Here is a 24,467-nt window from a genome sequence, read left to right as displayed (position 1 = left end):
TGAGGATTCTTCATGCCACAAGTTAAATTGAAAGAAGGCGAACCAGTAGACGTAGCTATCCGTCGTTTCAAACGTTCTTGCGAAAAAGCAGGTGTTTTAGCTGACGTACGTAAGCGTGAATTCTACGAAAAACCAACTCAAGAACGTAAGCGCAAAAAAGCTGCTGCTGTTAAACGCTACCAAAAGAAATTGGCGCGTGAATCAGTACGTACTACTCGCCTTTACTAAGATTAATTTGTGATTGACTGCCTGGATTAAAACATGACTACTTTAAAAAGCCAGATTACTGACGTTTTGAAAGCGACAATGCGCGCTAAAGAAATGGACAAGTTAACGGTCATTCGTAGTCTACAGGCGGCAATTAAGCAAATCGAAGTCGATGAGCGCAAAGAGCTTGACGATGCTCAGGTTCTTGCGGTCATTGAAAAGCAAATTAAACAACGTAAAGAATCGGTTAAAGCCTTTGAAGGTGCTGGCCGAGAAGATTTAGCTAGTAAGGAACAAGCCGAAATTGAGGTGTTATCTCAGTTTCTACCAGAAGCTATGACTGAGGAAGAACTTGATTCCATCATTGCGCAAACGATTGCAGCGCAAGAAGCTACTAGCATGAAAGATATGGGTAAGGTGATGAATTCTCTGCGTCCGCTCATAGCCGGGCGCGCCGATCCTGCACAAGTATCTGCCAAAATTAAAGCCAAATTAAGCTAATTCAAGTCAGGCATACGCCTCACTTCCTCCCCGAACAGCATCAACAGCTGTATCAGTTTATTTTCCCGAAAATAAAAAAACTGCCTAAAGTTTTAAGCAGTTCTTGAGTCACTTCTATCAGTGTGCACAATTGACCTGATATTTTTTCAGCATCTGCATTTCTTTAGATGAATACACCTGCTGGGCCACATCCTGCTTGGTCATGTTGCGATATTGCGGATCCAGATAGGCACGGTTTTCATCTGCAGCGCTATACAGCTGATCAATATAATTCTGCACAATGCCACAAAACTGCTGTTGCTGCGCCGGACTAAAACCCGATTGCTGCGGATTCAAGCCCTTTAAAAACTGCCGGGTCTGCTGCTTATAACTCTGGTTAATCTGCTCAACCGCCAGTACATACTGCTCCACACTCGCTGCCTGGACCACAGACAGACTCCCCCAGAGCAATATGCCCATCCATAATTTTTTCATCGCGTTATTTAAAATCATTATTTAGCCAGGAGCTAGAATTCTAGCATTTTAAACCCCATGCCTTATAGAGGTTTCCAGCAGACTGACTTGCAAAAACTGCGGTTTTCGATGCGCAAAAGCCTGTTCGGTCGGCGCCGGCACATAGCCTTCAGTCACCGTTCCCAAACGCAAACGCAGAACCCCCGGCAAATCTAAACGATAAGAATAAATCGGGCTACCACATTCCTGACAAAACACCCGCGCCTTATTCGGACTGTGAAAATATTCTTTTAAATATTGCTGTCCGCGTACAATTTGAAATTTGGATTGATCAATCGGGCTATTCCAGCCCAGCATGGCCCCCTGCGCACGCTGGCAATGCTGGCAAAAACATAAAATGGTCTTTTCCAGGTCGGCCTGATAATGGTAATACACCAGCCCGCATAAACATTGTCCCTGTAACATCATTGTTCTCCTTATTGTTATTATGATTTTTCATGCTGTTAAATTTTGAACTGTCGTTCCCGCTGCATTTCTGTGGTACGTGTTTTCAGTTTAGCAGTCATGGCCTGATTGTCTTTGGCCAGACGCTGGGCATGCAACAAGGATTTAATCGCCTCTTCCTCCCATCCAGACCAGTATTGCAGTTCTGCACGATAACGCAATACATTCACCGTGCGTAATGGCGAACTACGATCAATATTGGCGGCCTGCTGCATCAAACGCCAGGCACTTAAATCACGCTCATTCCGGTTCAGGAACTTTTGCACCAGTGCCTGTGCTTCAGCCGGCTGATTCTGCCGGATCAGCACTTCAGCCAGCTTGTAATTCAAGGCCCGATTCTCTGGCATAATCCGCGCAGGTGAACTGATCACTTTATAAGCCTCACTCAGCTTATTCTGCCCTAAATAGATGTCAGTTTGAATTAAACTAATAAGATGATGTAAACGGCGATGATTTTTGGCCTGATCCAGGGTTTGCTGTGCCAAGGCATAATCTCCCTGCCGGGTATAAAAAGCCGCTAAAGCCAGTTGTGCAGCAAAGTTATTGCGGCTGGCCAAGACCTGTAATTGCTGCTCTGTCGCCTGATTGGATACCACCAAGGTGTACTGTTTTAAAATATCAAATTCTTCATCACGTAATGATGATTTCACTCGTGGCAACTGATTGGCACGCAAACGTGTTTCACTCATCCGTTCTGTGGTCAGCGGATGGGTAAACCAGAAATCCGGCAGGAAACTGACCCGGCTGGTGGCACGATGCATTACCTCAAAAAAATCAGCCATGCTTTGCGGGTTATAACCGGCAGTATACATATATTGCATGCCAATCCGGTCGGCTTCACGTTCCTGATTACGGCTATAGGTCAGCTGCTTATCCATTAATGCGGCCTGCGAGCCCATCATCACGGCAGCACCGGCATCACCATCGGCCTGGGATGCCACCAATGCACCCACCAGCACACCTGCTAGTGCCAGCAGACCCTGTCCCTTAAAAGCTTCCTGTGAACGGCTATAATGACGCTGGGTCACGTGGGCAATTTCATGCGCCATCACCCCGGCCACTTCATCCATATTACGCGCAGAAGTCACCAGACCGGTATTTAAGGCAAATAGACCGCCTGGCACGGCAAAGGCATTAATTTGCGGATCATTAATAATGAGCAGACCAATGGGCTGGCCCATTTGGGTCTGGCTGAGCAGATGCGAGAAGACCGAGAACAGCTGGTCTTCCAGCCACGGATTTTGCGCCACCGGCATTTGACGCTGCACTTCACGATAGACTTTTTCACCAATCATGCGTTCTTTTTGCTGATCGATCAGCCCCACCCCTGCGCCAATTTCTGGCACATTAAATTGTGGTGAAGTGGTGAAGTTTGCCCCATGTGTCGAAGTGAATGCTGTAAGCAGGCCTAAACTGCCTGCTAAAAACAACCGTTTCAAATTGCCGTTCTCAAATTATCTGCTCGTGTCTTGAATATAGCATTCAATATCGAAGAAATATGCAACGAAGTGTTAGGAAGTTTTACGCAAATCCGCCATTGACCGCGTAGCCCGGCTGCCGGCCTTCCAGCACATCCACCAGATTTTTATAGGCCAGCCAGGCCATTTTTTTACGGGTTTCTGCGGTCGCTGAGCCAATATGCGGCAAGGTCAGCACATTGTCCAGACCAAAGAGCTCCGAGCTTTGCAGCGGTTCTTTTTCATAGACATCCAGACCGGCCGCAAAAATTTTCTGCTGTTTCAGCGCTTCAATTAAGGCCTGTTCATTGACCACGGAACCACGGGCAATATTCACAAATACCGCATGCTTTTGCATCAGCTCAAATTCACGCGCACCAATTAAAGCGGTCGAGTCGGCGTTTAAATCCACCGCGACCACTACATAGTCCGACTGTTGCAGCAGCTCATCCAGACTGCGATATTGCGCATTTAAAGGCTGTGCCTGGGCCAGATTTTCGCGGCGGTTATGGTACAGAATATTCATGTTAAAGCCATAACGCCCACGACGGGCAATGGCGGCACCAATATTCCCCAGACCAATAATCCCTAAAGTTTTACCATGAATATCCTGACCGAACTGGGCCGGGCCAACGGTACGTTTCCATTCGCCCTGTTTGGTCCAGCGATCCAGATAGGCCAGCTGACGCGCGGCTCCCATTAACAGACTAAAAGCCAAATCGGCAGTGGTTTCGGTTAACACATGCGGTGTATGGCACAGATAAATCTTTTGCTCAGTCAGATAGTCCACATCATAATTGTCATAACCGACACTGATACTGGAAACCACTTTAAGACGGCTTGCACCCGTCAGGTTAGAGGCATTGAGCAAACGCCCCGCACCAATCATGCCATCAGCATCTTGGACATGAGCACGAATCTGCTCATTAACATCACCCAGTTTCGGGCTAATTTCTACCACGTCATACTGCTGTTTCAGCTGGCTTAAAACGTCCTGATCAACCTGACTAAATGCGATAACTTTTTGTTTCATTCCTGATCCGTCATGTGTTTTTTATCTTGCATAGCCTGCCATAGCTGTTTTTTCAATAATGGCTGTTCCAGCATTTCGGCCAAAGCGGGCAACGCTGTAGCTTGCGCTAACTGTACATGAGGCAATTGCCCCAGCACAATGATCTTTTTCTCCAGTGCAATCGCATCCAGAAAACCTTGCACATACACCGAGACCGCCCGGCCATCTTGCAGCTCAGGCAAAGCAAAGGGCCAATTCAGCTCAAAAAATTCTGCCTGTGCCGCACGCTGGATATTGCGCCATAACTGTTGCTGCGACTCATTGATGTGGGTGGCATCCAGCACAATCGTATATTGTTTTGTAGCAATGGCTTGTAAATGGAATGCATCAATCTGTAAGGCAGGCTGCACTTCAACCAGAGCCGCAGGCGTGACAGATTCTGCCGGGCTTTCGACTGGATTCTCTTGCGGAGAGACTTGTGGTTCCGCAACAGGCTGTCTAAGCTGTAAGGCAATATCTTGAGGCGCCGTCGCCGCGACAGCTGCCGGCATGACAATTTCAGTCAGCAGTTCTGCCGGGGCCTGATCGCGCCATAAGGAAGATGCTGGCAAATTTTGAGATGCAACGTCCCGGGGAATCCATATATCAATTCCCAAACTTGCCAAAATCTCACGTTGATGCCCAATCATCTGCTATCGTCACTTATGTCCATAGGGCTATTCTAGCCGGATTAGTCCGGTTTTGCTGTGCTTTCTGCATCCAGTCATATCAAAGCTGCTCAATGAGGATGACTCGATCCGCCTACCGCGCTCAGAAATAGAGTGCTTAGATAATCATTAAACTGTTTTTCTTCTGCATACGCTCAACCATTTCTTCGGTGGCAAAGCCTAAACGCCAGTACAGCAGCTCCAGTACATCCAGCTCATCCTGAGTGATAATCCGGTCATTCCACAAACAGGCTTCAGCAATACCCAGAATACTTAAACGGTCACGCAACAACAGCCCGGCCATATCATTCAGAATTTCTGACAGATCAATTGGCTCATCGGAAATTTCTTCATACAGCGACATTTCATACGGTGTCAGTACGCGCTGTAAAATTTTCTCCCGCACTTCCAGCTGGTTGCCGCTATTGATCTGCTGCACATGCAGCAAGGCATCAATTAAACGTACAATTTGCGGTTTAACTTCATCCAACGCCGTCGGGGTATGCAGCGGCAGCAGGTTCAACTCGGATTTGACCCGCTCCAGCAGCAAGGCATCCAGCAGTCCAATTTCCCCATCTTCCTGAATAATTTTGGCCAGCTTGGTCAAAAACTGCCGCGCGATACTGGCCGGCATACCGCCAATATTCTGGCAGGCTTCCAGAAAAATGGAGATATGCACCCGACCATCCAGATTTAACAAGGCATCGACAATGGCACGGCTGACTTCTACTTCAGGCGGAATAAATTCGCGGTATTGGCGAATCATTAAAATTGCCATCATCACCTCACGCGAACCAGTGGCCGTCTGCAAGGCACGCTGGATCAGTTCCGGACGCGGCATATTACGGCGGATTTCCGGTTTCAGCGGCTTGATTGCATCTTTAATGGCAAAGCTAATCGGGGATAATCGCAATAAAGGCAAAGGTTGCGGCGAACTCCACGGCGCATAATATTCACCATTGACCTCTTCCAGTGAACGAAACAGACCAAACCAGGGCTGGCTGCGCAGCTTTTTCAGGTTTTCCAGTTGTAGATCCTGCACCAGTGCCGGATTTAACTCATAAATCCGCGCATCAATACTCGGATGGATATTCAACCAGCTTTGCGGACTCAGCGAGTTGGCAAAACACATATGCGCAATCGATTCCGAATATTCACTGTGAATTTGCGAACCGGCATGATGCACATAAATCCTGAGCAGGGTTTGAATATTGGCATTGTTCTGGATTAAACGTTTGGTTTTCAGGTCGTTTTTAAAGGTACGCCCGCTCAGGTTTAAATATTTAATAAAACGGGTAATCAGCATGCCTAAGCTGCCAATCAGCCAGATCATGCCGCCCAGTGCAACAAAAGGCGTGGCAGGTGCATAAGCGGTGTTGTAATACTGCTTGCCAAAGCCGAGTTTGGCCACTTTACTGCCCCACTGGCTAAACGTGGTCAGGCTGCTGTAGAGAATTTTCAGCTTGGTATTTTCCGCAGTTTCACCACTTAAAATTTGATGAAACTCATGACTGAGCAAGCCATACAGTTCCTGCTCATCCAGGTTTTGCAAGGCGCCCCAGGTCAGAATAATGGCAATATCGCGTGGATAAAAACCGGCGGTCAGTGCATTTACCCCGACTTCATCCGGCAGGACATACAGCGCCGGGGTATCAATCGCAAAGGTATCGGCCAGCTGCTCGGTAATTTTTAAGGCAACACTTTCTTCCGGCGTGCTTTCAATCAGGCTTAAACGACGCGCACACAGCTGCTTGGCCAGTGAGTGGCCGCCAGAACGGAAAATATATAATTCAATGGCAATGGAAATACCCATTAAAGACAGCAGCACCGCGACCAGATAAGGACTTAAGCTATGCCAGTAAATGGACTGCGAAGCATCAATATAATGCACCAGCAAACCCAGTACAGTATTTAAAATAAAAATGGTCAGGATGACCGCAAGCAGACACAGGCTTGCAGACCACATCATATTCTTGTTTTTAATAAAGTAGTAACCTACATCTTTCAATGTAAATTTCCTTAAATTACATTGTCTTTAGGCGACATCATAAATGAAAAAAGCGGGAATTTCCCGCTTTTCCTGCCAGTTTTACAAGAATTATTCTTCTTTCAAACCAGTCAAATCTACCGATGCAGCATCAATATTCACATCGATATAATTGTCTTTTTTCTTTTTAGCTGTATCGCTGCGTTTTTGCTGAAGATTATCCAGATAGGCTTCATCAATACCGCCTGCGACATAAACCCCATCAAACACCGAGCAATCGAAATCATTCACTTCTGGCACTTTATGGGTACGTACTGCAGCTTTCAAATCTTCAAGATCTTGGAAAATCAGACGGTCAGCACCAATAATTTCACGAATTTCTTCAACGCTACGGCTAGAGGCAATTAGCTCCGATTTAGCCGGCATATCAATACCATACACGTTTGGATATTTCACCATCGGTGCCGCTGAAGCGAAGAATACGCGTTTGGCACCAGCGTCACGTGCCATCTGGATAATTTCGTTACAGGTGGTACCACGCACAATCGAGTCATCTACCAGTAACACATTCTTGCCTTTAAATTCCAGCTCAACCGGGTTCAGCTTTTGACGTACCGATTTTTTACGCTGCTGCTGACCTGGCATAATGAAGGTACGACCGATATAACGGTTTTTCATAAAGCCTTCACGGAATTTAACACCTAAGGTGTTGGCCAGTTCCAAGGCCGAAGTACGCGAAGTATCTGGAATTGGAATTACGACATCAATATCGTGTTCCTCCCCCCATTCACGCAGGATTTTTTGCGCCAGCTTCTCACCCATTTTTAAACGGGCTTTGTATACCGAAATACCATCAATGGTCGCATCTGGACGCGCGAAATACACATATTCAAAAATACATGGATGATATTCAGATTGCGCCGCACACTGCTGGGTAAACATCTGGCCGTTAGAGTCAATGAAGATGGCTTCACCTGGTGCCAGGTCACGCTCGACTTTAAAGCCCAGTGCCGTAATTGCCACCGATTCAGAGGCAATGATGTATTCCATGCCTTCATCGGTTTCACGCGAACCGTAAATTAACGGACGAATCCCATGCGGGTCACGGAAGCCCACAATCCCTTGACCGGTCACCATGGCCACCACGCCATAAGCCCCTTTACAACGCTCATGCACACGCGTTACCGCATGGAAGATATCTTCTGCTGCCGGCTCCAGCTTGCCGCGTTTTTGTAATTCATGGGCAAAAACGTTTAACAGTACTTCTGAATCTGAATCGGTATTCATGTGACGTAAATCAGTCTTGAACAGGTCTTCATGAATTTCTTCGGCATTGGTCAGATTACCGTTATGCGCCAGCGTAATACCGTACGGCGAGTTCACATAAAACGGCTGCGCTTCTGCACTGCTAGATGAACCTGCCGTCGGATAACGCACATGACCAATCCCGTAGTTGCCCAGCAAGGCACGCATGTGACGGGTATGGAATACATCACGCACCATGCCGTTGTCTTTACGCAAGAACAAGCGACCTTCATGGCAAGTGACAATCCCAGCTGCATCTTGTCCCCGATGTTGTAACATCGTTAATGCATCAAACAACATTTGGTTAACAGGTGATTTACCAGCTATACCAACTACTCCACACATAGCAACCTCGCAGACCAGCTAGGATTAATAAAAAGGATTATTCGTTGACTCATCTGCGTCCTTTCGTTCAGGTTCAGATGAAGAACCAGAAGATTTCGGAGCATCTTCTGATTTGATGTGCTGTAAAGCCTCATTGGCGGCATCTTTGGACATTTGTGTGGCCCAAGGCGCATAAGGTAAAAGGGTTTGAATAAATTTGGACTGTTTCCAGTGCGGCGAACTTTCGACCCACGGCCCAATGCCCTGAATGGCAATTAGCACAATCAGCAGACCTTTGAGGGTACCAAACGCACCACCGGCTAAACGATTTAATGGGCCCAGTTTCAGCGATTTCAAGATGCGGTTTAATAATGCGCTCACCATCCAGGTCAGCACCACAATCACCAACACAATAAAAGCAAAGGCCGCAATTTTCTGAACCACCGGATCAGCACTGAGAGCGGTCATTGAAGGCGCTAGAACGGAAGCATATTTTGCCGCCACAATCAGGGCAAAAATCCAACCGACCAAGTTCGCAAAGGCTTTAATAAATCCTTGACGCAAACCGTTAAGCCCTCCAATGAGCAGAATAATCAGTATAAAGATATCGATGGCGTTCATGACTTTAAAGTGCGTCTACACAATCTTTCACAAGTTCCGGGCCAGTATAGACCAAACCGCTATACACTTGTACCAAAGTTGCACCGGCATTGCGTTTCGCAACTGCCTGCTCACCTGAAAGAATACCACCAACACCAATTAAAGGAATTTTGCCCTCTAAGGTTTTGGCAAAGGCTGCCAGACACGCGGTACTCTTTTCAAATACTGGCGCACCCGATAAACCACCGGCTTCATCGCCATGTGGCAAATTCTCTACCCCTTCACGAGACAAGGTGGTATTGGTCACAATTAAACCATCAATTTTAAATTGCAGTAATTGCTGGGCAATAAATTCAATATCGGACGGTTCTAGATCTGGCGCGACTTTCAGCACCAACGGTACATAATGCTGATGCTCTTCGGCCAACGCCAACTGACGCTGTTTCAAGGTTTGCAACAGCTCGGTCAGGGCATCGCCGCTTTGCAGACTACGCAAATTCTTGGTGTTTGGTGATGAGATATTGACCGTAATATAAGAGGCGTAATTATAAACTTTTTCTAAACAGATCAGATAATCATCAACCGCTTTTTCTACCGGAGTATCGGCATTTTTACCAATATTAATCCCCAGTACGCCTTTAAATTTGGCGGCCTTGACGTTTTCAATCAGCTTATCGACGCCATCATTATTAAAGCCCATGCGGTTAATAATGGCTTTGGCCTGCGGTAAACGGAACAGACGCGGATGTGGATTACCGGCTTGCGGACGCGGGGTGATGGTACCAATTTCAATAAAACCAAAACCTAGAGCGGCCAGTGCATCAATATAGGCACCATTTTTGTCCAGGCCTGCAGCCAGACCTACCGGATTCGGGAATTCAATACCCATACAGGTGACCGGTTTTGCTGCCACCTGCTGACGCATCAGGCCCATTTTATGACCTGATTTTAATAAAGATAATGTGAGCTCATGTGCACGCTCCGGTGCCAAAGAAAACAACAAAGGGCGGGCAAGAGAATACAACATATCGGCAAAAGTCTACGGCTTTTTAAGTCGGCCTATTATAGGCCCAGATTGTTGAAAACACCATGCTTGACCATTGTTTATTTTTACCGGTTATTGCACTGTCGCCGTTAATTTAATCTGCCCGGCATCGGAAATTAATTCCATTTTTTCAATGCTTAATCCTATTTGTGCCAGCTGGGTCAGGAAATTGGCCAGCACAGAATATTGTGCATGACTGCTTACAATTTGAATTTTTTCACCCGACTGCTGCGATGCCACCGACAAACCCTGCTGCTGTGCCACGCGCTGTACTTTTTCCAGACTGCTGAGCTGTACATCCCCGGCCGGCTTCATGGTCACGGCGTTGCTTTGCATCCACACCACCAGATCTTTTAAGGTATTGAGCCGTTTTTGCTGCTGATCTGCTGCGCCGTGCATATACCACAGCGCCGATCCGACGGCGGCCACCAGTACAAAAATACCGGTAAAAATCACCATGATCCGTTCACGCAAGCTCAGCGTATCTAAATAGTCATTTAATTTTTCCAGCGACTGATCCCAACGCTGCTGAATTTTTTCTACTGCTTTCATTATTGTATTTTCACCAGTCCGATTGCGCCGTTGGCGGCCGGTTGAATATTACCTAGCTCGACCTTAAATCCCAGCTGGTTTAATTGCTGGGTCAATGCCTGCAAGCTGGCTGCAGAGCTGGCCTGTAATTCCATATTCAGACTGGACAGATCATAATTGACCCGTCTGGCCACAATCTGATTCTGCATCAATACCGGCCCGATCCGACTGAGCAGCTGTAAGGCCTGGGTATCGGCAGTCTGGCTTTGTTTTAACTGATATTCAAACTGGCTTTTAATATTTTGCTCGGTGACCGGATAGTTTTGCCCAAACCAGTATTTAAACTGATCAATCGCCTGCACCGCGGTCTGATTCGCGACTTTTTTATACTGATACCAGCGCGTGGCATCATAACTGAACTGCACCACCAAAATCCCCAAAAATACCGCAGCACAGGCTTTCCAGTAACCCGAAATGCCCGATTCACTTTTGGCTTTGGGTAAAATATTAAAAGGATGCTGTTTGACTTTTTTCAGCACCGGCACTTCATAATGGAAAGAGCTTAACTGCTCATGCGTGCTGATAGCCTCAATACTGTGCATCTGTTCGGCGGTAAAATTACTGATCTGATAACGCTGTTCAGGCGCCTGATAATCCAGAAATAAAGCCAGATCATCGACCGAGCTGCCCAGATATTCATTTTCACGTACCAGCAACCGGCCACAGACATTGGCCAGCACAATATGATCAGGCTCCGGCACCGGCAGCAATAAAAAGTCTGGCAATAAGGCCGTGACTTTGACCGGCAATAGCGCCAAAGCATGTTGCAAGGTTTCGACATGGCTTTGCGCCACACCAAGTAAAGTCAGGCGGTCCGGCTGCTGAAAATGATGCAGCACTTTCATGGCATCAATTGGCAATACCACAAACTCTTCTAGCAGGAATTTAATCCCCTCTGGCCCCAGCTGCTTGTATTGGGCCTTGTTCATCTGCTGTTGCAGCATCTGTATATCCCGGCTCGGGAAATACACCACTGCTTCTTCACCCTGATGAAGCTGTATCGCCTGAATCAGGTCTTCAAGGGTATTGGCCTGAACCCAGTACTCCCCGCTCGACCATTGCCAAACCCCATTGGCTTCCGGCATCCATATTTGCAACATTGTTATTGTACTGCCATGAAATAAAGTGTGTTGTTATGCGTCTGGAATAAAACTTTTTATTTGTGTCGATAAACCTGCAGCAATGACCGCCTGCTCATAAATACGCGCTTCTGCCAGCGCATAAGGATGGAAAGATTCCCCGGTTAACTGCTCTGCAATATGTGCCACCACATTCATATGACACACCACGGCAATTGATTCATAAGGCAAATGCGATAACCACTCAATAGCCTGAGTCGCATCATCATCCGGTTTAATGGTATTGCAGATCACCACAGGCACATCTTTAAAATAGGTCTGGATATGCGCCAGCGTTTCCTGGGCACGTAACAGCGGACTAACCACAAACACATCCGGACGGATCAGATCTTTTAAATACTCTGCCGTTTGCTGTGCCTGGGTATGCCCACGTTCGGTCAGGGGACGTTTAATATCATTACCATGCACGGGTGGTGAAGCTTCACCATGACGCACTAGGGTCAATTGCATATACATTTCCTTATTTCATTTTGTCCGCATTATAAGCAGTAAATATGACAGTTCGGTTCATCAAACTGTCATATTTTAACCAATTTATACTTCATGATGCGGCAATACAAACTCTACATCACTACGATGGCCATTTTTCATGAGTGCCAGTGCAATCGTCAGCGGCGGCTGTCCTTCATAAATCACATCATACAAGGCGCTGGTAATTGGCATATACACATCCAGCTCTTCAGAACGTGCTTTGACCTGCACAATGGTATTAATCCCTTCTGCAGTCTGGCCCAGTTCCTGTGTGGCCTGTTCCAGGGTTTTACCTTTGCCCAGTGCATACCCCACCTGATAATTACGACTCAATGGACTGCTACAGGTGGCAAATAAATCACCGACACCTGACAAACCAAGGAACGTCAGCGGGTTGGCGCCCAGCTTGACCGCAAAACGGCTCATTTCAGCTAAGGCTCGGGTTAGAATCATACTTTTGGTATTTTCACCGACGTTATACGCGGCAGCCATGCCCATGGCCACGGCATAAATATTTTTTAACGCCCCGCCAAGTTCCACCCCGTGTACATCATCACTACCGAATACACGGAATAAAGCACTGTGCAGTGCCTGCTGCACCGCATAACGCACCAGTTCTGACTGGCTGGCAATCACGGTTCCGGCGGGCTGCCCGGCTACAATTTCTTTGGCCAGGTTCGGGCCAGACAGCACGCCATACGGCACTTCTGGCAATTCTGCACGAATAATATCGCTCATAAAGCAGAAGGTTTTGGCCTCAATGCCCTTGGTCAGGGACACCACCGCTTGCGAGGTGATAAACGGCTTAATCTGCTTCAGCACATCACGAAAAGAATGACTTGGAATGGCGACCAAAATAATATCGCGGTCGCGTACCGCCAGTTCCAGATCCGACACTGCTTTTAAGCCCGGCTCTAAAGGAAAATCTGGCAAATAGCGTTTATTGATATGAGTGCGGTTAATTTCTTCAGCGGTGGCTTCATCCCGAATCCAGATCATGGTATCGCAGCCGTTACGCACCGCGGTATTGGCCATGGCGGTACCAAAACTGCCCCCACCCAAGACGGTAATTCTTAATGCGGTTTTCTGATCAATATTGACCGGTTCTACCAGACTGGCAAAATTCAATTCTGACATTATTTTTATATCCTCAGCCGTATGCGATGCTTATTCCGTCCAGTAACTGACATAGGCGTCAGTCTGAATGTCCGCACGCGGCGCAATCGCTTTTGCGGCAGTTCCAATATAGATGATGCCTGAAATTAAATCATCTTCATTTAATTTCAAAGCTTTTTTCAATAATTTTGATTCAACCACGGCACCACTGCGCCACATACTGGCAAAGCCCTGGGCCTGCAAAGACAGCAGGAAATTCTGTACCGCCGCCCCGGTACTTAAGGTTTGCTCAAAATCCGGAACTTTAGGATGCGGCTGGAATTTGGTCAGTGCCAGCACCAGTAATGGCGCCCGGAAAGGATGATGTTTCACACGTTCCAGCTGCACCGCATCGGTCTGGCCTAAATCGGCCAGAGCCTGTACCAGCAACTCGCCAAAAGCTTCGCGGCGCTCTGCCGGAATCACCACAAAACGGGTCGGTTTTAAACGATGATGATCAGGCGCGGTCAAGGCTGCCTGAAAGGCACGCTCCAGCTGCGCTGCATTCGGTGCCGGCTCGACCAGATGCCCAATCGACTGACGTTGATGAATATTCTGATGAACCGTAGCTTCCATTGTATCCGTCATTGGCTTATATCTATCTATAAAATCTGCCTCAAGATTAGCATAAACCACAGAATTTACTCTATTTGCGTTGGGTTATTTGTATAAATCCTGAGTTTTAATGGCCGGCTTGTCTGTCACAGAGCCACTATATAAAACTGCATTTCTTTACAGCTTCTACAAACTCTAAAAGTGCAGATATGTTTAGATAGATGACTGATTCAACAAATAAAATATGGGGACCACACATGAACAAGCTGATTGGTTTAAGTGCTGCAGCCACCGCTGCGCTATTTTTGACCGCCTGTGCTTCAAACCCGACCTCTTCGCTGGCAATTCAGAAAGAAAATAATCAGTACGAAGTCACCGGTTTAGGTAAAAGCAATATCATCTCCAAAAACAATGCGATTAGTGCGGCCAACAAAACCTGTGGTAGCCGCGCTACACCGGTGGTGGTCGATGAACAGACCACTTATAACGGCGCTTTAAAAGGCGTGGTCGATGAACAGACCGGACAGATGATTCAGGCTGCCGCGACTGTGCTCGGCACCATCTCGGGTCGTAATGCCCAGCTGGCACAGGATGATGATTATCAGACCGTACTCACCTTCCGCTGTCAGGCCAACTAATCTGAACGTAATCAAAAGATGCAATAAAAAATGGATCAGGTCCTTTGGAGCTGATCCATTTTTTCATTTTGATGCGGGTAGCTGCCTCAGCAACAACACGACATAGTAAAGTCTAGCAATAACCATCTAAACGGGTTAATGGCAGTTTTTGCCCGATGGCTTTTTCAATTTCTGGCAAATAGAAGGCATCATCTTCGGCCAGGAAACTGATACTCACCCCACGCGTACCAGCACGACCGGTACGACCAATACGGTGTACATAGTCATCTGACTGTTCTGGCAAGGTAAAGTTCACCACATGCGATACACCATCGACGTGAATGCCGCGTCCGGCAACATCGGTGGCAATCATGATGTTGTGCTTGCCATTTTTAAACTGGTCCAGCATTTTCAGGCGTTTATCCTGGGCAATTTCACCAGATAGCATCACCACTTTATAGCCATCACGTTTCAGATGGTCATACAGACGGCGCACCTGATCGCGGCGGTTGGCAAAGATCATGACTTTTTCAATTGGCTCATCGCGCAAAATATCTTGCAGCAGTTTATATTTGTCTGAATTCGACACCATATATACGCGCTGCTCGACATCGGCATTGGTTTTCTTTTCCGGTTCAATTTCGACAGTCACCGGTTCAAATAACCATTGCTGGGCCAGATTCAGCACATCGTAGCTAAAAGTGGCCGAGAACATTAAAGTCTGACGCTGCTCTTTACGCGGTGAAAAACGCACAATCCGTTTTACCGATGGAATAAAGCCCATATCCAGTAAACGGTCGGCTTCATCAATCACCAGAAATTCCAGCTGATCCAGCCAGACTTCTTTTTGCTCGACAAAGTCAATCAGACGACCCGGGGTCGCGACCATAATGTCGACAAAGTTTTTATCCAGCTGCGCTTTTTGCTTGTCAAAATCGACACCGCCCAACAAGGTCACTACATGTAGGTCGGTAAACTTCACCAGCTCTTTGGCATCGCTTTCAATCTGTAAGGCCAGTTCACGGGTCGGTGCCAGAATCAGGGCACGCGGCTCACCACGGAAACGCTGCTCTTTCACCGGATTATTCAATAAGTCATTGATGACGCTAATGAGGAAGGCAGCGGTTTTGCCGGTACCGGTCTGGGCGCGACCAATGGCATCATGTCCAGCCAAAGTAAATTTTAAAACCTTTTGCTGAATGGGCGTCATTTCCTTAAAACCTAAGGCCGCAATAGCTTGTCTCAGTTTCGGATGTAAATTTAAGGTTTCAAAACCAGATGACATAAAAATGTGCTCTAACTTATTAATCACAAAAACGTATCATATTATAAACAAAAAACGCCCCAATAGATGGAGCGTTTTTCAGATTAATCCAACGATTAGTCTAAAGGTTGTACTTCTTCCGCTTGGAAGCCTTTTTGACCTTTAACTACGCTGAACTCAACACGTTGACCATCACGAAGTGAACGGTGGCCTTCGCCTTGAATCGCACGGAAGTGAACGAATACATCGTCGCCGCCGTTACGTTGAATAAAGCCAAAACCTTTAGTGTCGTTGAACCATTTAACTACGCCTTGTTCACGAGCTGTCATAAGTTAATCCTCATTGATTAAAAAGAAGGACCACCCGGTGTTGCAAACAGCAGAGTAAACAAAGTTTAAAAATATTTTTATTTCTAAGCTTGTAATCATTCTGTATAACTATTAACAAAATCCCGGTTACATCCAATTTGTAATAGGGCGACAAACAACAACTGCCTATCTCAAATCCTAAATACGCATCGAGCTTAACACGGGTTTATGACAAATAATAGATTTTTTTTGATTTATCTTATTCAGAATTCATGCTTTTTTCGACAGAGTTAATTCAAGATTTTTCAATGTTATATTTTGATAAAAACCGCAAATAAACTTTAGATTTGGCACCAAATTTGCTAATATTTTGAGTCCTTTTTTAAAGACCCGATTGAAGCAGATTATGGACAACTCTGTCGATGAAATGATCATCATTGATGCGATGGGACAACCCTGCCCCATGCCCTTACTGATGCTAAAACGCGCTTTAAAAAAAACCGGCGCCGGACACTTTCTGCTCAAGTCCTCTGACCCGCATAGTCAGCAAGATGTCAGCCGCTATTGTCAGATTCACCAGTACGGCTGTGAATTGACACAAATTTCTGCCAACGAGTTTCATTACTTTATTGAAATTAAATAATTTTCAATTAAAGTAAACAGCATGCATTGGCATAAAACTTTACATTTCTCTACCTTTTTTCCTTAATTTGCAAGGATATTGGTATTAAGATGAAATTTACAGGTAATACGACCCACCGATCCTATAAGGAGAACTCATGAGTGACAGCCGCAATCAGTTGATGCCCCTGTCATTATCTGCGCCAGGCGTAAATCTCGGTGCTTATATTAGTACCGTCAATCAAATTCCTATTTTAACGGCTGAACAAGAAAAAGAGTTAGCTGAACGTTATTATTACGATCAAGATTTAGATGCAGCAAAAATGCTGGTCATGTCGCATTTGCGATTTGTAGTCCATATTGCGCGTAGTTATGCAGGTTATGGTTTGCCACAAGGCGACCTGATTCAGGAAGGCAACCTCGGTCTAATGAAGGCCGTGAAACGCTTCGACCCGAATATGGGCGTGCGTCTGGTGTCATTTGCCGTGCACTGGATTAAAGCCGAGATTCACGAATACGTGATCCGTAACTGGCGTATTGTTAAAATTGCTACCACCAAGGCACAGCGTAAACTGTTCTTTAATTTACGCAGCCTGAAAAAATCCAGCAAAAAACTGACGCTGGAAGAAGCCAAATCGATTGCCAACGACCTGAATGTCACTCCGGAACAGGTCCTGGAAATGGAAGGCCGTCTGACCGCTTATGACGCGGCTTTCGAAGCGCAAAATGATGATGAAAGTGAAAACACTACCCATGTTGCGCCGGCGCTTTATTTAGAAGATAACCGTTACGATCCGGCCCGTCTGGTCGAAGATGAAGATTATGAGGCACAAAGTACCTCTGCCCTGCATGAAGCCATGGAGCAGCTGGATGACCGTTCGCGTAATATCTTGCAGCGTCGCTGGTTAGATGATGATAAATCGACCCTGCATGAACTAGCAGCTGAATATAATGTTTCTGCGGAGCGTATTCGCCAGCTTGAAAAAAATGCCATGGAAAAAATTAAAGTGGCAATGTCATCTAACTAAGTGATGATTCCAGAGTGCTAAAGTTAAAAAAGGGCGATCTGCCCTTTTTTGCTGTCTGTGCTTGCTGAAACCGGGCGATGATCTTAAAGAAATCCATTTTCTTCCCCCCTAAAATCAAAAAGCTGGATTCAATACCACATTTCAGGGTGAAAGTTTTTCACTTTCTCGTTGCCCGGAAAAATGTTAAGGTTGAGCGCAAATTTACTCAGGTCATTCTTGCTATGTGGATTGCAATTTCTGCCCTTAATTTAGCACTTGCGGTGATGTTAGGTGCATTTGGGGCACATGGCTTAAAAGCACGCGCAACAGAAGCTCAACTGGCGTGGTGGCAAACAGCGACTGATTATTTTTTCTATCATGCCCTCGGATTATTGGCACTGGCGATTCTGGCCAAAGTCATGACTCAATTTCCCATTAAAGCCAGCTTCCTGCTGATTCAGGTCGGGATTGTGTTTTTCTGTGGCTCATTGTATGTGATGGCGCTAGGTTTGCCGCGCGGTCTGGGGGCCATTACCCCAATTGGCGGTGCGCTAATGATTGCCGGCTGGCTGGTACTGGCCTGGAATGCCATGAAATATGCCCGATAATTCGGGAACGGAACAGCTAGGAAACTGCAGGTATGCACATTTATTTAAACGGCGAATTACAACAGACACAGTGCCATAATTTACTAGAACTGGTGCAACAACTGGCGTTGGAAGGCAAACGTTTTGCGGTAGAACAAAACGAGATGATTGTGCCGAAAAGCCGACTGGAAAGCACCCCTATTCATGATCAAGACCGCATTGAAATTATTCATGCCGTTGGCGGCGGCTAAGACGGAGTACGTATGGAAGACACCCTACTTAAAATCGGTTCACGCACTTTTAACTCGCGCTTGCTGGTGGGCACGGGAAAATATAAAGATCTGCAGGAAACAGATCTGGCCATTCAGGCCAGCGGTGCGGAAATTGTAACTGTTGCTATTCGTCGCGTGAATATTGGTCAGCATCCCGATCAGCCAAATTTGCTGTCTGTGATTCCACCAGAAAAATATACCATTTTGCCAAATACAGCCGGCTGTTTTGATGCCAACAGTGCAGTGCGTACCTGTATGCTGGCACGTGAACTGCTCGATGGTCATAATCTGGTAAAACTGGAAGTACTGGGCGATGAAAAAACCCTGTATCCAAACATCACCGAAACCTTAAAGGCAGCGCGTACGCTTATTGATGATGGTTTCGAGATTATGGTCTACACCTCGGATGATCCGATTGTGGCACAAGAACTGGAGAGCATGGGCTGTGTGGCAATTATGCCTTTAGGCAGCTTAATTGGTTCAGGACTGGGGATTTTAAACCCGCATACCATTTCTATTATTAAAGAAAATGCCAAAGTACCGGTACTGGTCGATGCGGGTGTCGGCACTGCCAGCGATGCAGCAATTGCCATGGAACTGGGCTGTGATGGCGTATTAATGAATACTGCAATTGCAGCAGCGCAAAATCCGGTCCTGATGGCTTCGGCAATGCGCAAAGCAGTGGAAGCAGGTCGTGAAGCTTATCTGGCAGGTCGGATGCCGCGTAAAAGAATGGCCAATGCCAGCTCTCCAGAAACCGGTTATTTCTTTAAATAATCCGGACATTATCTGTGCTGAGAGATGAGTTGATCCTTCAAGTTTCACTTGATTTAAAAGCGAAACATGAAAAAAGGACTCTGCTTGAGTCCTTTTTTATTGCGGTTTTTAAACCTGGATCAAGGAATCAAGCCTTCATCACGCATGGCAATCTGCACCGATTGACGCTCGGCCACTTTATTGCGTAGCGCAATAATATGGGTATATGGGGTTAAATCATGATGAATATGATTCGACCAGTTGGTCAGTACGAATAAATAGGCATCGGCTGGGCCAAAGTTATCATCGACCAGATATTCATTGTCTGATTCATCGATGGTTTTATCAATATAACTTAACAGACGGTCAATTTCGGCATAGGCTTTATTTTTTTCATCATCGGTTAACTGGCCACCGAAGAATACCGCGTAGGCATCATGCAATTCCGAGTTCAGATAACCTAACCATTCCAGCACTTTGGCACGGCCCATGCCTGATGGTGGAATTAAATCTTGTTTTGGATCGTGCTGGGCCAGAAACGGTAAAATTGCCACGTTTTCGGTCAGAATCAGACCTGGATTAATCTCAAGCGCCGGAACATAGCCTTTTGGATTAATTTCGTAATAATCATGACCTTTTTCGGTTTTATGGGTTTTCAGGTCGACACGTTCTAAATCAAAATCTACATTAATTTCATTTAAAATAATATGGGCCGCTAAAGAACATGCACCCGGTGAATAATAAAGCTTCATATCTGATCCTTGTTATATAACTACTAACTGTTTTAAATGGCTTCTAACAAACTTTCAAGTGATCGAACCTGTAAATTGCAAAAAAGCGTAAATGCGTAAAAAACATTTACCTTTTCAATATTGAGCAAGCGCGGCGCTTTTTCAAGTGGATTGCGGCTGCTTTTTTCACTTCATTTGTTTTACCATAGTCGCCTTTAAAGTTTCATGAAAAGCCGATTGTGATTAGTCTGAAAAAAGAAGAGTGGTTTTCCAATATCCGGACCGATGTGCTGGCCGGTCTGGTGGTGGGGCTGGCCCTGATTCCTGAATCCATTGCCTTTTCTGCAATTGCCGGTGTCGATCCACAAGTTGGCCTATATGCCTCCTTCTGTATTGCCGTGACCATTGCCTTTTTTGGTGGCCGCACGGCAATGATTTCGGCCGCGACAGGTGCCATGGCGCTACTGATGATTACCCTGGTCAAAGAGCACGGGCTGCAATATTTGCTGGCGGCAACGGTACTGACCGGAATCATTCAAGTGGTGGCCGGCTATTTTAAAGTGGCCAAGCTGATGCGTTTTGTGTCGCAATCGGTGGTCTATGGTTTTGTGAATGCGCTGGCGATTTTAATTTTTGTCGCGCAACTTCCAGAGCTGATGCAAATGGATCTGTGGGGCTATGTCTTTGTCGGCCTGGGGCTGGCGGTAGTTTATCTGTTTCCCTATCTGCCTAAAATTGGCAAGGCGGTGCCCTCACCCTTAATCTGCATTATTGTGCTGAGTCTGCTGGCGCTGTTTTTGGGTGCCGATATGCGTACGGTGAGTGATCTGGGACAATTTCCAGACACCTTACCGGTATTTTTAATTCCTGAAATTCCGCTGAATTTTGAAACACTGGCGATTATTTTCCCCTATTCCATCACCCTTGCGACAGTGGGTTTACTGGAAACCATGATGACCACCACCATTGTGAATGAAGTGACGGAAACTGAAGGTGACCGTCATCAGGAATGTCGTGGTCAGGGCTATGCCAATATTGTCAGCGGTTTTATGGGCGGGATGGCCGGCTGTGCCATGATTGGCCAGTCGATTATTAACGTCAGCTCTGGTGCACGTACCCGTCTTTCGACTTTGGTCGCCGGCGTTTTCCTGCTGTGTCTGGTGGTGTTCTTTAAAGACTGGCTGGCTTATATTCCAATGGCGGCGCTGGTGGCGATTATGATTATGGTGGCCTTTACCACCTTTAACTGGGATTCGGTGCGTAACTTTAGCAAGCATCCAAAGCAAAGTAATATTGTGATGCTGACCGTGGTGGCGATTGTACTGGCCACACACAACCTGGCCTTGGGTGTTTTCGTTGGGGTATTGCTGTCGGCCTTATTCCTGGTGAATAAGCTGGAAAGTGAAGTCAAAGTTCAGTCTGAACGCGTACAGGATACACGCCGTTATCAGATTACCGGACAGATTTTCTTTAGCAGCTCGGACAAGTTTTTCCAGTTCTTTGACTTTAAGGAAAATCTGCAACAGGTAAAGATTGATCTGACTCACGCGCATATTTGGGATTTAACCTCAGTGAATATGCTGAATACCGTGGTGCAAAAATTTGAAGCTCGCGGGATTCAGGTCGAGCTGATTGGCTTGAATGAAGCCAGTGACACCCTGATTGATAAATTAAGTCCGAATTAAGCTTGAGTAAAACCACATAAAAAAACGCCTGATAATCAGGCGTTTTTTTATGGCAGATCAATACCCGCCTTATTTACGGCGACGTAACCAAGCCGCAGCACTCAGACCGAATAATCCCAATAATGACCATAGACCGGTACTCCCCCCATGGGTATCCGCTTTGGAGTCTTCCGATGGCTTTGGCTCTACCGGTGCATCTGCCAAATCCAGATCAATAATAATCGGGTCGTGGTCAGATGAACGGAAAGCATCCGGGCTATAAAAGGCCTGAATCTGCTCGGCAGTTTTATAGTCTTCGTTATAGGCCAGCGCCGTCGGTTCATCGGCATTAATGGCCCATGCAAAAGCACGTTTAACCCGTGGATACAATTGCGCATCGGCAATGGCATGGTCTAAATTACCGGCGCCGCCATAGCCCTGGGTATTACTGGCTACACCAAACACATAAATATAAGCCTGTTTGCCCTGTCCGATTTTTTCATCATTAAACAGATTTTTATAGTTGGCCTTTTCCAGCGCCAAAATCGGATCTTCCTTGGCATAACTGTTTAAGTCGCCCAGAATCAGGACATTGGGCTGCGTTACTTTGGTTGGATTGGTCGCCAGCCATTGCATTAATTTCTGTACTGCGGTCACACGGGTGCTATTCCAGCAGCCTTGACCATCACCCTGATCTGCATCTACACCCGTGTCAGGACAGCTACCTTTGGATTTCAGATGCTGTGGCACCACGGTAAAGCTTTCGCCACCCGCCACAGGTTTAAAACTTTGCGCCATGGTGACACGGTTCAATTGCGTACCATCATCAAACACGGCAGCGGCATTCACCGGCGTCAGGCGTTTGCTGTTATAAATCATGGCTACGGCAATGGTATCGGTGCCCAAGCGATCTGCATTTGGCGGTGTCACATACTTCCAGTCTGGCCCCAGACTTTGGGTTAAATAGGCAATGGCGCTGTCTGGGCCATAACCATTGTTGGCAATTTCATTCAGGCCATAGACATCGGCATCAATGGCTTTTAAGGCACTGACAATTTTCTGATGCTGCTTGTCGAACTCTGCTTTGGTTTTTGCTCCGCGCTCGGTCGGGAAGCCTTGTGCCGCCCCATTGTCATAGTTCAGGACATTAAAGGCCGCAGCACGAATCTGGGCAGTATTTTTGGCGCTGACGCTGCTGCGCTCATTTTTGTCTGCCACGATATTCGGCAAGGTTCTGCCCTGAACAGGCTGAATACGCCACTGGTTAAAGCGATATTCCAAAATCCCTTCTACATTTTGCAGCTCATAGCCGACTCTTAAGGTATTTTGCGCATTAAAGTTCAGCGGCAACCACGGCGTCCGGTTCTGGTTGTTATAGCCATCATCCAGAATAATTTTGGATAGCAGGTTTTGCTTGGCCAGGCTGAGTGCTTCGTCGGATTTGGCAGGATACAGATTGGTCGGCATATATAAGCGCCCAAGGCTTAGGGCCAGCTCGCCATAACGGCCATAATTATAGTTTTCACTGACGGTCAGAGTTTGCGGCAGTTTAACCAGTGCACCCTGATAACGCTGCGGTGCGTGTTGCTGAATATCCGTCAGGCTTTCAAAGGGTAAATTTACTGTTTTTGGTGCCACCCAGCTTGCCGCTTGCGGATTACAGGTTTGAATCTCCTGAGTCAGCTGGTCCAGCTGCAGCTGGTTTTGATAGCTAGTGAGGCGGCCACGTAAAATCACCTCTTCTCCAACCTGCCCGCCTTTAATCTGGCTGCTGGCCGGAATATAAACAAAAATCGCATTATTCAGGTTTGGTTTGGCTTTGCTATCTGGCGTTTGCAGATAAAAACCGGAAAAACCATTGCTATAACGATAATCTGCGGTCATCACCCCACGCACGGTATAGATCTGGTTCTTGCTGGCACTGTGCAAATCGGCAATGGCAGTATCAGAACTGCTACAGCTAATCGTTTCCGTCACAGGCGGTGGCTGCTCTCCTTCTGGCAGCAAATACTGACTAAAAGCATTCCGGTCAGACCAGGCCGTCCATTCACTGTTCACATCAAAAGGTGCTGTTGGGTCAACTGAGCTAACACTATGCGTGGTTTTATTGCGGCTTAAACTGGTGCCCTCTGCCCAACTCGTAGTCTGTCCAAGCACACCAAAACGATCGACCGGTGTATTATGCTTATACAGCACAACCGCATCATTACCATTAAAATTCAGACTTGCGATTTTTTTGACCAGATCGCCCAGCACCAGCTGCAATTCACTTCGCCCGACCAGATATTCAGCTTTGGCCGGCAACACTCCCTCTAAAGACACCGTCAGTCCGGCTGTGGTCGAGCCATTGGAAAAAATCTTGATTTGATACTGAGATAAATCGGCCGCTGTCGTATCGGGGTTATAAATCTCCAGTCCCTTACGGTTCGACGTACCATCGACATATTGACTGAACATCAGCTCTGCATGTGCAGAAAAGCCACAACCCATGAGTGCCATGGCCCAGCATAAAGTATGTAATTTCATTGTTTTTTATCAGTTGTTAAAGCTTATTCAGGCTATTTTTTAGACATGACAGATGCATGAACATTTGATGAAACTATTTCTGCATTTTCATGACAGCTACC

27 protein-coding genes are annotated in these 24,467 nt (G+C 46.5%); 9 read left to right on the top strand and 18 right to left on the bottom strand.

All coding sequences use genetic code 11. From position 1 onward, the window contains the following. Nucleotides 1-12 precede the first annotated feature (12 nt). Both rpsU and FTT89_RS01940 read left to right on the top strand, forming a co-directional pair. Entirely contained in the window at nucleotides 13-228 is a 216-nt protein-coding gene (rpsU, locus tag FTT89_RS01945; protein WP_001136722.1) for a 30S ribosomal protein S21, read from the top strand. Between the two features lie 33 nt (nucleotides 229-261). Next, nucleotides 262-708 carry a GatB/YqeY domain-containing protein gene (locus FTT89_RS01940; RefSeq protein ID WP_005177146.1) on the top strand — a complete coding sequence of 149 codons (447 nt, stop codon included), beginning with the start codon at nucleotides 262-264 and terminating at the stop codon, nucleotides 706-708. 117 nt (nucleotides 709-825) lie between these two features. On the opposite strand, the gene FTT89_RS01935 is transcribed toward FTT89_RS01940, so the two are convergent. From FTT89_RS01935 to FTT89_RS01870, 14 genes are all read right to left on the bottom strand, one after another. Next, a complete protein-coding gene (locus FTT89_RS01935; RefSeq protein WP_075166807.1) occupies nucleotides 826-1,182 on the bottom strand; it encodes a hypothetical protein in 357 nt (118 codons plus the stop codon). Between the two features lie 48 nt (nucleotides 1,183-1,230). After that, nucleotides 1,231-1,626 (bottom strand): GFA family protein, encoded by a 396-nt coding sequence (locus tag FTT89_RS01930; protein ID WP_168396467.1) that lies wholly within the window; start codon nucleotides 1,624-1,626, stop codon nucleotides 1,231-1,233. Nucleotides 1,627-1,664: 38 nt separating this feature from the next. Beyond that, nucleotides 1,665-3,104, bottom strand: a complete 1,440-nt coding sequence (locus FTT89_RS01925) for a M48 family metalloprotease (protein WP_180172642.1) — start codon at nucleotides 3,102-3,104, stop codon at nucleotides 1,665-1,667. Between the two features lie 82 nt (nucleotides 3,105-3,186). Then, nucleotides 3,187-4,155 carry a D-glycerate dehydrogenase gene (locus FTT89_RS01920; RefSeq protein ID WP_104488779.1) on the bottom strand — a complete coding sequence of 323 codons (969 nt, stop codon included), beginning with the start codon at nucleotides 4,153-4,155 and terminating at the stop codon, nucleotides 3,187-3,189. Further along, entirely contained in the window at nucleotides 4,152-4,823 is a 672-nt protein-coding gene (locus FTT89_RS01915) for a hypothetical protein (protein ID WP_180006820.1), read from the bottom strand. Before FTT89_RS01915 ends, FTT89_RS01920 begins: the two co-directional genes overlap by 4 nt. A 136-nt stretch (nucleotides 4,824-4,959) precedes the next feature. After that, nucleotides 4,960-6,849 (bottom strand): M48 family metallopeptidase, encoded by a 1,890-nt coding sequence (locus tag FTT89_RS01910; RefSeq protein ID WP_180006821.1) that lies wholly within the window; start codon nucleotides 6,847-6,849, stop codon nucleotides 4,960-4,962. Nucleotides 6,850-6,939: 90 nt separating this feature from the next. Next, nucleotides 6,940-8,478, bottom strand: coding sequence for an amidophosphoribosyltransferase (purF, locus tag FTT89_RS01905; protein ID WP_005177128.1), 1,539 nt, complete (start codon nucleotides 8,476-8,478; stop codon nucleotides 6,940-6,942). Between the two features lie 24 nt (nucleotides 8,479-8,502). Continuing rightward, nucleotides 8,503-9,078 carry a CvpA family protein gene (locus tag FTT89_RS01900; RefSeq protein WP_180006822.1) on the bottom strand — a complete coding sequence of 192 codons (576 nt, stop codon included), beginning with the start codon at nucleotides 9,076-9,078 and terminating at the stop codon, nucleotides 8,503-8,505. Nucleotides 9,079-9,082: 4 nt separating this feature from the next. Next, on the bottom strand, nucleotides 9,083-10,084 hold the full coding sequence (locus tag FTT89_RS01895; RefSeq protein ID WP_016658357.1) for a quinone-dependent dihydroorotate dehydrogenase: 1,002 nt from the start codon (nucleotides 10,082-10,084) through the stop codon (nucleotides 9,083-9,085). Between the two features lie 90 nt (nucleotides 10,085-10,174). Continuing rightward, a complete protein-coding gene (gene gspM / locus FTT89_RS01890) occupies nucleotides 10,175-10,654 on the bottom strand; it encodes a type II secretion system protein GspM (RefSeq protein ID WP_104488776.1) in 480 nt (159 codons plus the stop codon). After that, entirely contained in the window at nucleotides 10,654-11,793 is a 1,140-nt protein-coding gene (gene gspL / locus FTT89_RS01885; protein WP_180006823.1) for a type II secretion system protein GspL, read from the bottom strand. Before gspL ends, gspM begins: the two co-directional genes overlap by 1 nt. 33 nt (nucleotides 11,794-11,826) lie before the next feature. Continuing rightward, the gene (gene sixA / locus FTT89_RS01880) at nucleotides 11,827-12,282 is read right to left on the bottom strand and encodes a phosphohistidine phosphatase SixA (protein WP_163142241.1); all 456 of its coding nucleotides are present in this window, start codon (nucleotides 12,280-12,282) and stop codon (nucleotides 11,827-11,829) included. Between the two features lie 84 nt (nucleotides 12,283-12,366). Next, nucleotides 12,367-13,440, bottom strand: coding sequence for an NAD(P)H-dependent glycerol-3-phosphate dehydrogenase (locus FTT89_RS01875; protein WP_016658361.1), 1,074 nt, complete (start codon nucleotides 13,438-13,440; stop codon nucleotides 12,367-12,369). Between the two features lie 30 nt (nucleotides 13,441-13,470). Further along, a complete protein-coding gene (locus FTT89_RS01870; protein ID WP_034597478.1) occupies nucleotides 13,471-14,046 on the bottom strand; it encodes a nitroreductase family protein in 576 nt (191 codons plus the stop codon). A 224-nt stretch (nucleotides 14,047-14,270) separates the two neighbouring features. Between FTT89_RS01870 and FTT89_RS01865 the strand changes: the two genes are divergently transcribed. After that, nucleotides 14,271-14,651 (top strand): hypothetical protein, encoded by a 381-nt coding sequence (locus FTT89_RS01865; protein ID WP_005177108.1) that lies wholly within the window; start codon nucleotides 14,271-14,273, stop codon nucleotides 14,649-14,651. A gap of 112 nt (nucleotides 14,652-14,763) precedes the next feature. Here FTT89_RS01865 and rhlB read toward each other — a convergent pair whose 3' ends face one another. Together rhlB and FTT89_RS01855 are read right to left on the bottom strand one after the other, a co-directional pair. Then, entirely contained in the window at nucleotides 14,764-15,915 is a 1,152-nt protein-coding gene (gene rhlB / locus FTT89_RS01860; RefSeq protein ID WP_005177106.1) for an ATP-dependent RNA helicase RhlB, read from the bottom strand. A 95-nt stretch (nucleotides 15,916-16,010) separates the two neighbouring features. Then, the gene (locus tag FTT89_RS01855) at nucleotides 16,011-16,223 is read right to left on the bottom strand and encodes a cold-shock protein (RefSeq protein WP_005177104.1); all 213 of its coding nucleotides are present in this window, start codon (nucleotides 16,221-16,223) and stop codon (nucleotides 16,011-16,013) included. Nucleotides 16,224-16,608: 385 nt separating this feature from the next. Here FTT89_RS01855 and FTT89_RS01850 point away from each other — a divergent pair, with 385 nt between their 5' ends. From FTT89_RS01850 to FTT89_RS01830, 5 genes are all read left to right on the top strand, one after another. Next, nucleotides 16,609-16,845, top strand: a complete 237-nt coding sequence (locus FTT89_RS01850; RefSeq protein WP_016658363.1) for a sulfurtransferase TusA family protein — start codon at nucleotides 16,609-16,611, stop codon at nucleotides 16,843-16,845. A gap of 136 nt (nucleotides 16,846-16,981) precedes the next feature. After that, a complete protein-coding gene (gene rpoH, locus FTT89_RS01845; RefSeq protein WP_005177101.1) occupies nucleotides 16,982-17,851 on the top strand; it encodes an RNA polymerase sigma factor RpoH in 870 nt (289 codons plus the stop codon). A gap of 221 nt (nucleotides 17,852-18,072) precedes the next feature. Next, nucleotides 18,073-18,438, top strand: coding sequence for a DUF423 domain-containing protein (locus tag FTT89_RS01840; protein WP_005177099.1), 366 nt, complete (start codon nucleotides 18,073-18,075; stop codon nucleotides 18,436-18,438). 32 nt (nucleotides 18,439-18,470) lie between these two features. Then, nucleotides 18,471-18,668 carry a sulfur carrier protein ThiS gene (gene thiS / locus FTT89_RS01835; protein ID WP_005177095.1) on the top strand — a complete coding sequence of 66 codons (198 nt, stop codon included), beginning with the start codon at nucleotides 18,471-18,473 and terminating at the stop codon, nucleotides 18,666-18,668. Between the two features lie 12 nt (nucleotides 18,669-18,680). Continuing rightward, nucleotides 18,681-19,466: a thiazole synthase gene (locus tag FTT89_RS01830; RefSeq protein WP_005177093.1), complete on the top strand. Its 786-nt coding sequence runs from the start codon at nucleotides 18,681-18,683 to the stop codon at nucleotides 19,464-19,466. 119 nt (nucleotides 19,467-19,585) lie between these two features. Here FTT89_RS01830 and FTT89_RS01825 read toward each other — a convergent pair whose 3' ends face one another. After that, complete coding sequence (locus FTT89_RS01825) at nucleotides 19,586-20,197, bottom strand: glutathione binding-like protein (protein ID WP_160243377.1); 612 nt, start codon at nucleotides 20,195-20,197, stop codon at nucleotides 19,586-19,588. A gap of 218 nt (nucleotides 20,198-20,415) precedes the next feature. On the opposite strand from FTT89_RS01825, the gene FTT89_RS01820 reads away from it, so the two are divergent. Further along, nucleotides 20,416-21,861 carry a SulP family inorganic anion transporter gene (locus tag FTT89_RS01820; protein WP_005177090.1) on the top strand — a complete coding sequence of 482 codons (1,446 nt, stop codon included), beginning with the start codon at nucleotides 20,416-20,418 and terminating at the stop codon, nucleotides 21,859-21,861. A gap of 69 nt (nucleotides 21,862-21,930) precedes the next feature. On the opposite strand, the gene FTT89_RS01815 is transcribed toward FTT89_RS01820, so the two are convergent. Beyond that, nucleotides 21,931-24,339 carry an ExeM/NucH family extracellular endonuclease gene (locus FTT89_RS01815; RefSeq protein WP_180172658.1) on the bottom strand — a complete coding sequence of 803 codons (2,409 nt, stop codon included), beginning with the start codon at nucleotides 24,337-24,339 and terminating at the stop codon, nucleotides 21,931-21,933. Nucleotides 24,340-24,467 lie beyond the last annotated feature (128 nt).

Origin of the sequence: Acinetobacter sp. YH01025, from assembly GCF_013420185.1 — a bacterium.
Classification (GTDB): domain Bacteria; phylum Pseudomonadota; class Gammaproteobacteria; order Pseudomonadales; family Moraxellaceae; genus Acinetobacter; species Acinetobacter indicus.
This window is presented reverse-complemented; position numbering and strand designations above follow the sequence as displayed.

Excerpts from the sequence above, each read along its gene's own strand:
- rpsU (WP_001136722.1), top strand. The coding sequence starts at position 13 with ATGCCACAAGTTAAATTGAAAGAAGGCGAACCAGTAGACGTAGCTATC.
- FTT89_RS01940 (WP_005177146.1), top strand. The coding sequence starts at position 262 with ATGACTACTTTAAAAAGCCAGATTACTGACGTTTTGAAAGCGACAATG.
- FTT89_RS01935 (WP_075166807.1), bottom strand. The coding sequence starts at position 1,182 with ATGAAAAAATTATGGATGGGCATATTGCTCTGGGGGAGTCTGTCTGTG.
- FTT89_RS01930 (WP_168396467.1), bottom strand. The coding sequence starts at position 1,626 with ATGTTACAGGGACAATGTTTATGCGGGCTGGTGTATTACCATTATCAG.
- FTT89_RS01920 (WP_104488779.1), bottom strand. The coding sequence starts at position 4,155 with ATGAAACAAAAAGTTATCGCATTTAGTCAGGTTGATCAGGACGTTTTA.
- FTT89_RS01915 (WP_180006820.1), bottom strand. The coding sequence starts at position 4,823 with ATGATTGGGCATCAACGTGAGATTTTGGCAAGTTTGGGAATTGATATA.
- purF (WP_005177128.1), bottom strand. The coding sequence starts at position 8,478 with ATGTGTGGAGTAGTTGGTATAGCTGGTAAATCACCTGTTAACCAAATG.
- FTT89_RS01900 (WP_180006822.1), bottom strand. The coding sequence starts at position 9,078 with ATGAACGCCATCGATATCTTTATACTGATTATTCTGCTCATTGGAGGG.
- FTT89_RS01895 (WP_016658357.1), bottom strand. The coding sequence starts at position 10,084 with ATGTTGTATTCTCTTGCCCGCCCTTTGTTGTTTTCTTTGGCACCGGAG.
- gspM (WP_104488776.1), bottom strand. The coding sequence starts at position 10,654 with ATGAAAGCAGTAGAAAAAATTCAGCAGCGTTGGGATCAGTCGCTGGAA.
- gspL (WP_180006823.1), bottom strand. The coding sequence starts at position 11,793 with ATGTTGCAAATATGGATGCCGGAAGCCAATGGGGTTTGGCAATGGTCG.
- sixA (WP_163142241.1), bottom strand. The coding sequence starts at position 12,282 with ATGCAATTGACCCTAGTGCGTCATGGTGAAGCTTCACCACCCGTGCAT.
- FTT89_RS01875 (WP_016658361.1), bottom strand. The coding sequence starts at position 13,440 with ATGTCAGAATTGAATTTTGCCAGTCTGGTAGAACCGGTCAATATTGAT.
- FTT89_RS01870 (WP_034597478.1), bottom strand. The coding sequence starts at position 14,046 with ATGACGGATACAATGGAAGCTACGGTTCATCAGAATATTCATCAACGT.
- FTT89_RS01865 (WP_005177108.1), top strand. The coding sequence starts at position 14,271 with ATGAACAAGCTGATTGGTTTAAGTGCTGCAGCCACCGCTGCGCTATTT.
- rhlB (WP_005177106.1), bottom strand. The coding sequence starts at position 15,915 with ATGTCATCTGGTTTTGAAACCTTAAATTTACATCCGAAACTGAGACAA.
- FTT89_RS01855 (WP_005177104.1), bottom strand. The coding sequence starts at position 16,223 with ATGACAGCTCGTGAACAAGGCGTAGTTAAATGGTTCAACGACACTAAA.
- FTT89_RS01850 (WP_016658363.1), top strand. The coding sequence starts at position 16,609 with ATGGACAACTCTGTCGATGAAATGATCATCATTGATGCGATGGGACAA.
- rpoH (WP_005177101.1), top strand. The coding sequence starts at position 16,982 with ATGAGTGACAGCCGCAATCAGTTGATGCCCCTGTCATTATCTGCGCCA.
- FTT89_RS01840 (WP_005177099.1), top strand. The coding sequence starts at position 18,073 with ATGTGGATTGCAATTTCTGCCCTTAATTTAGCACTTGCGGTGATGTTA.
- thiS (WP_005177095.1), top strand. The coding sequence starts at position 18,471 with ATGCACATTTATTTAAACGGCGAATTACAACAGACACAGTGCCATAAT.
- FTT89_RS01830 (WP_005177093.1), top strand. The coding sequence starts at position 18,681 with ATGGAAGACACCCTACTTAAAATCGGTTCACGCACTTTTAACTCGCGC.
- FTT89_RS01825 (WP_160243377.1), bottom strand. The coding sequence starts at position 20,197 with ATGAAGCTTTATTATTCACCGGGTGCATGTTCTTTAGCGGCCCATATT.
- FTT89_RS01815 (WP_180172658.1), bottom strand. The coding sequence starts at position 24,339 with ATGGCACTCATGGGTTGTGGCTTTTCTGCACATGCAGAGCTGATGTTC.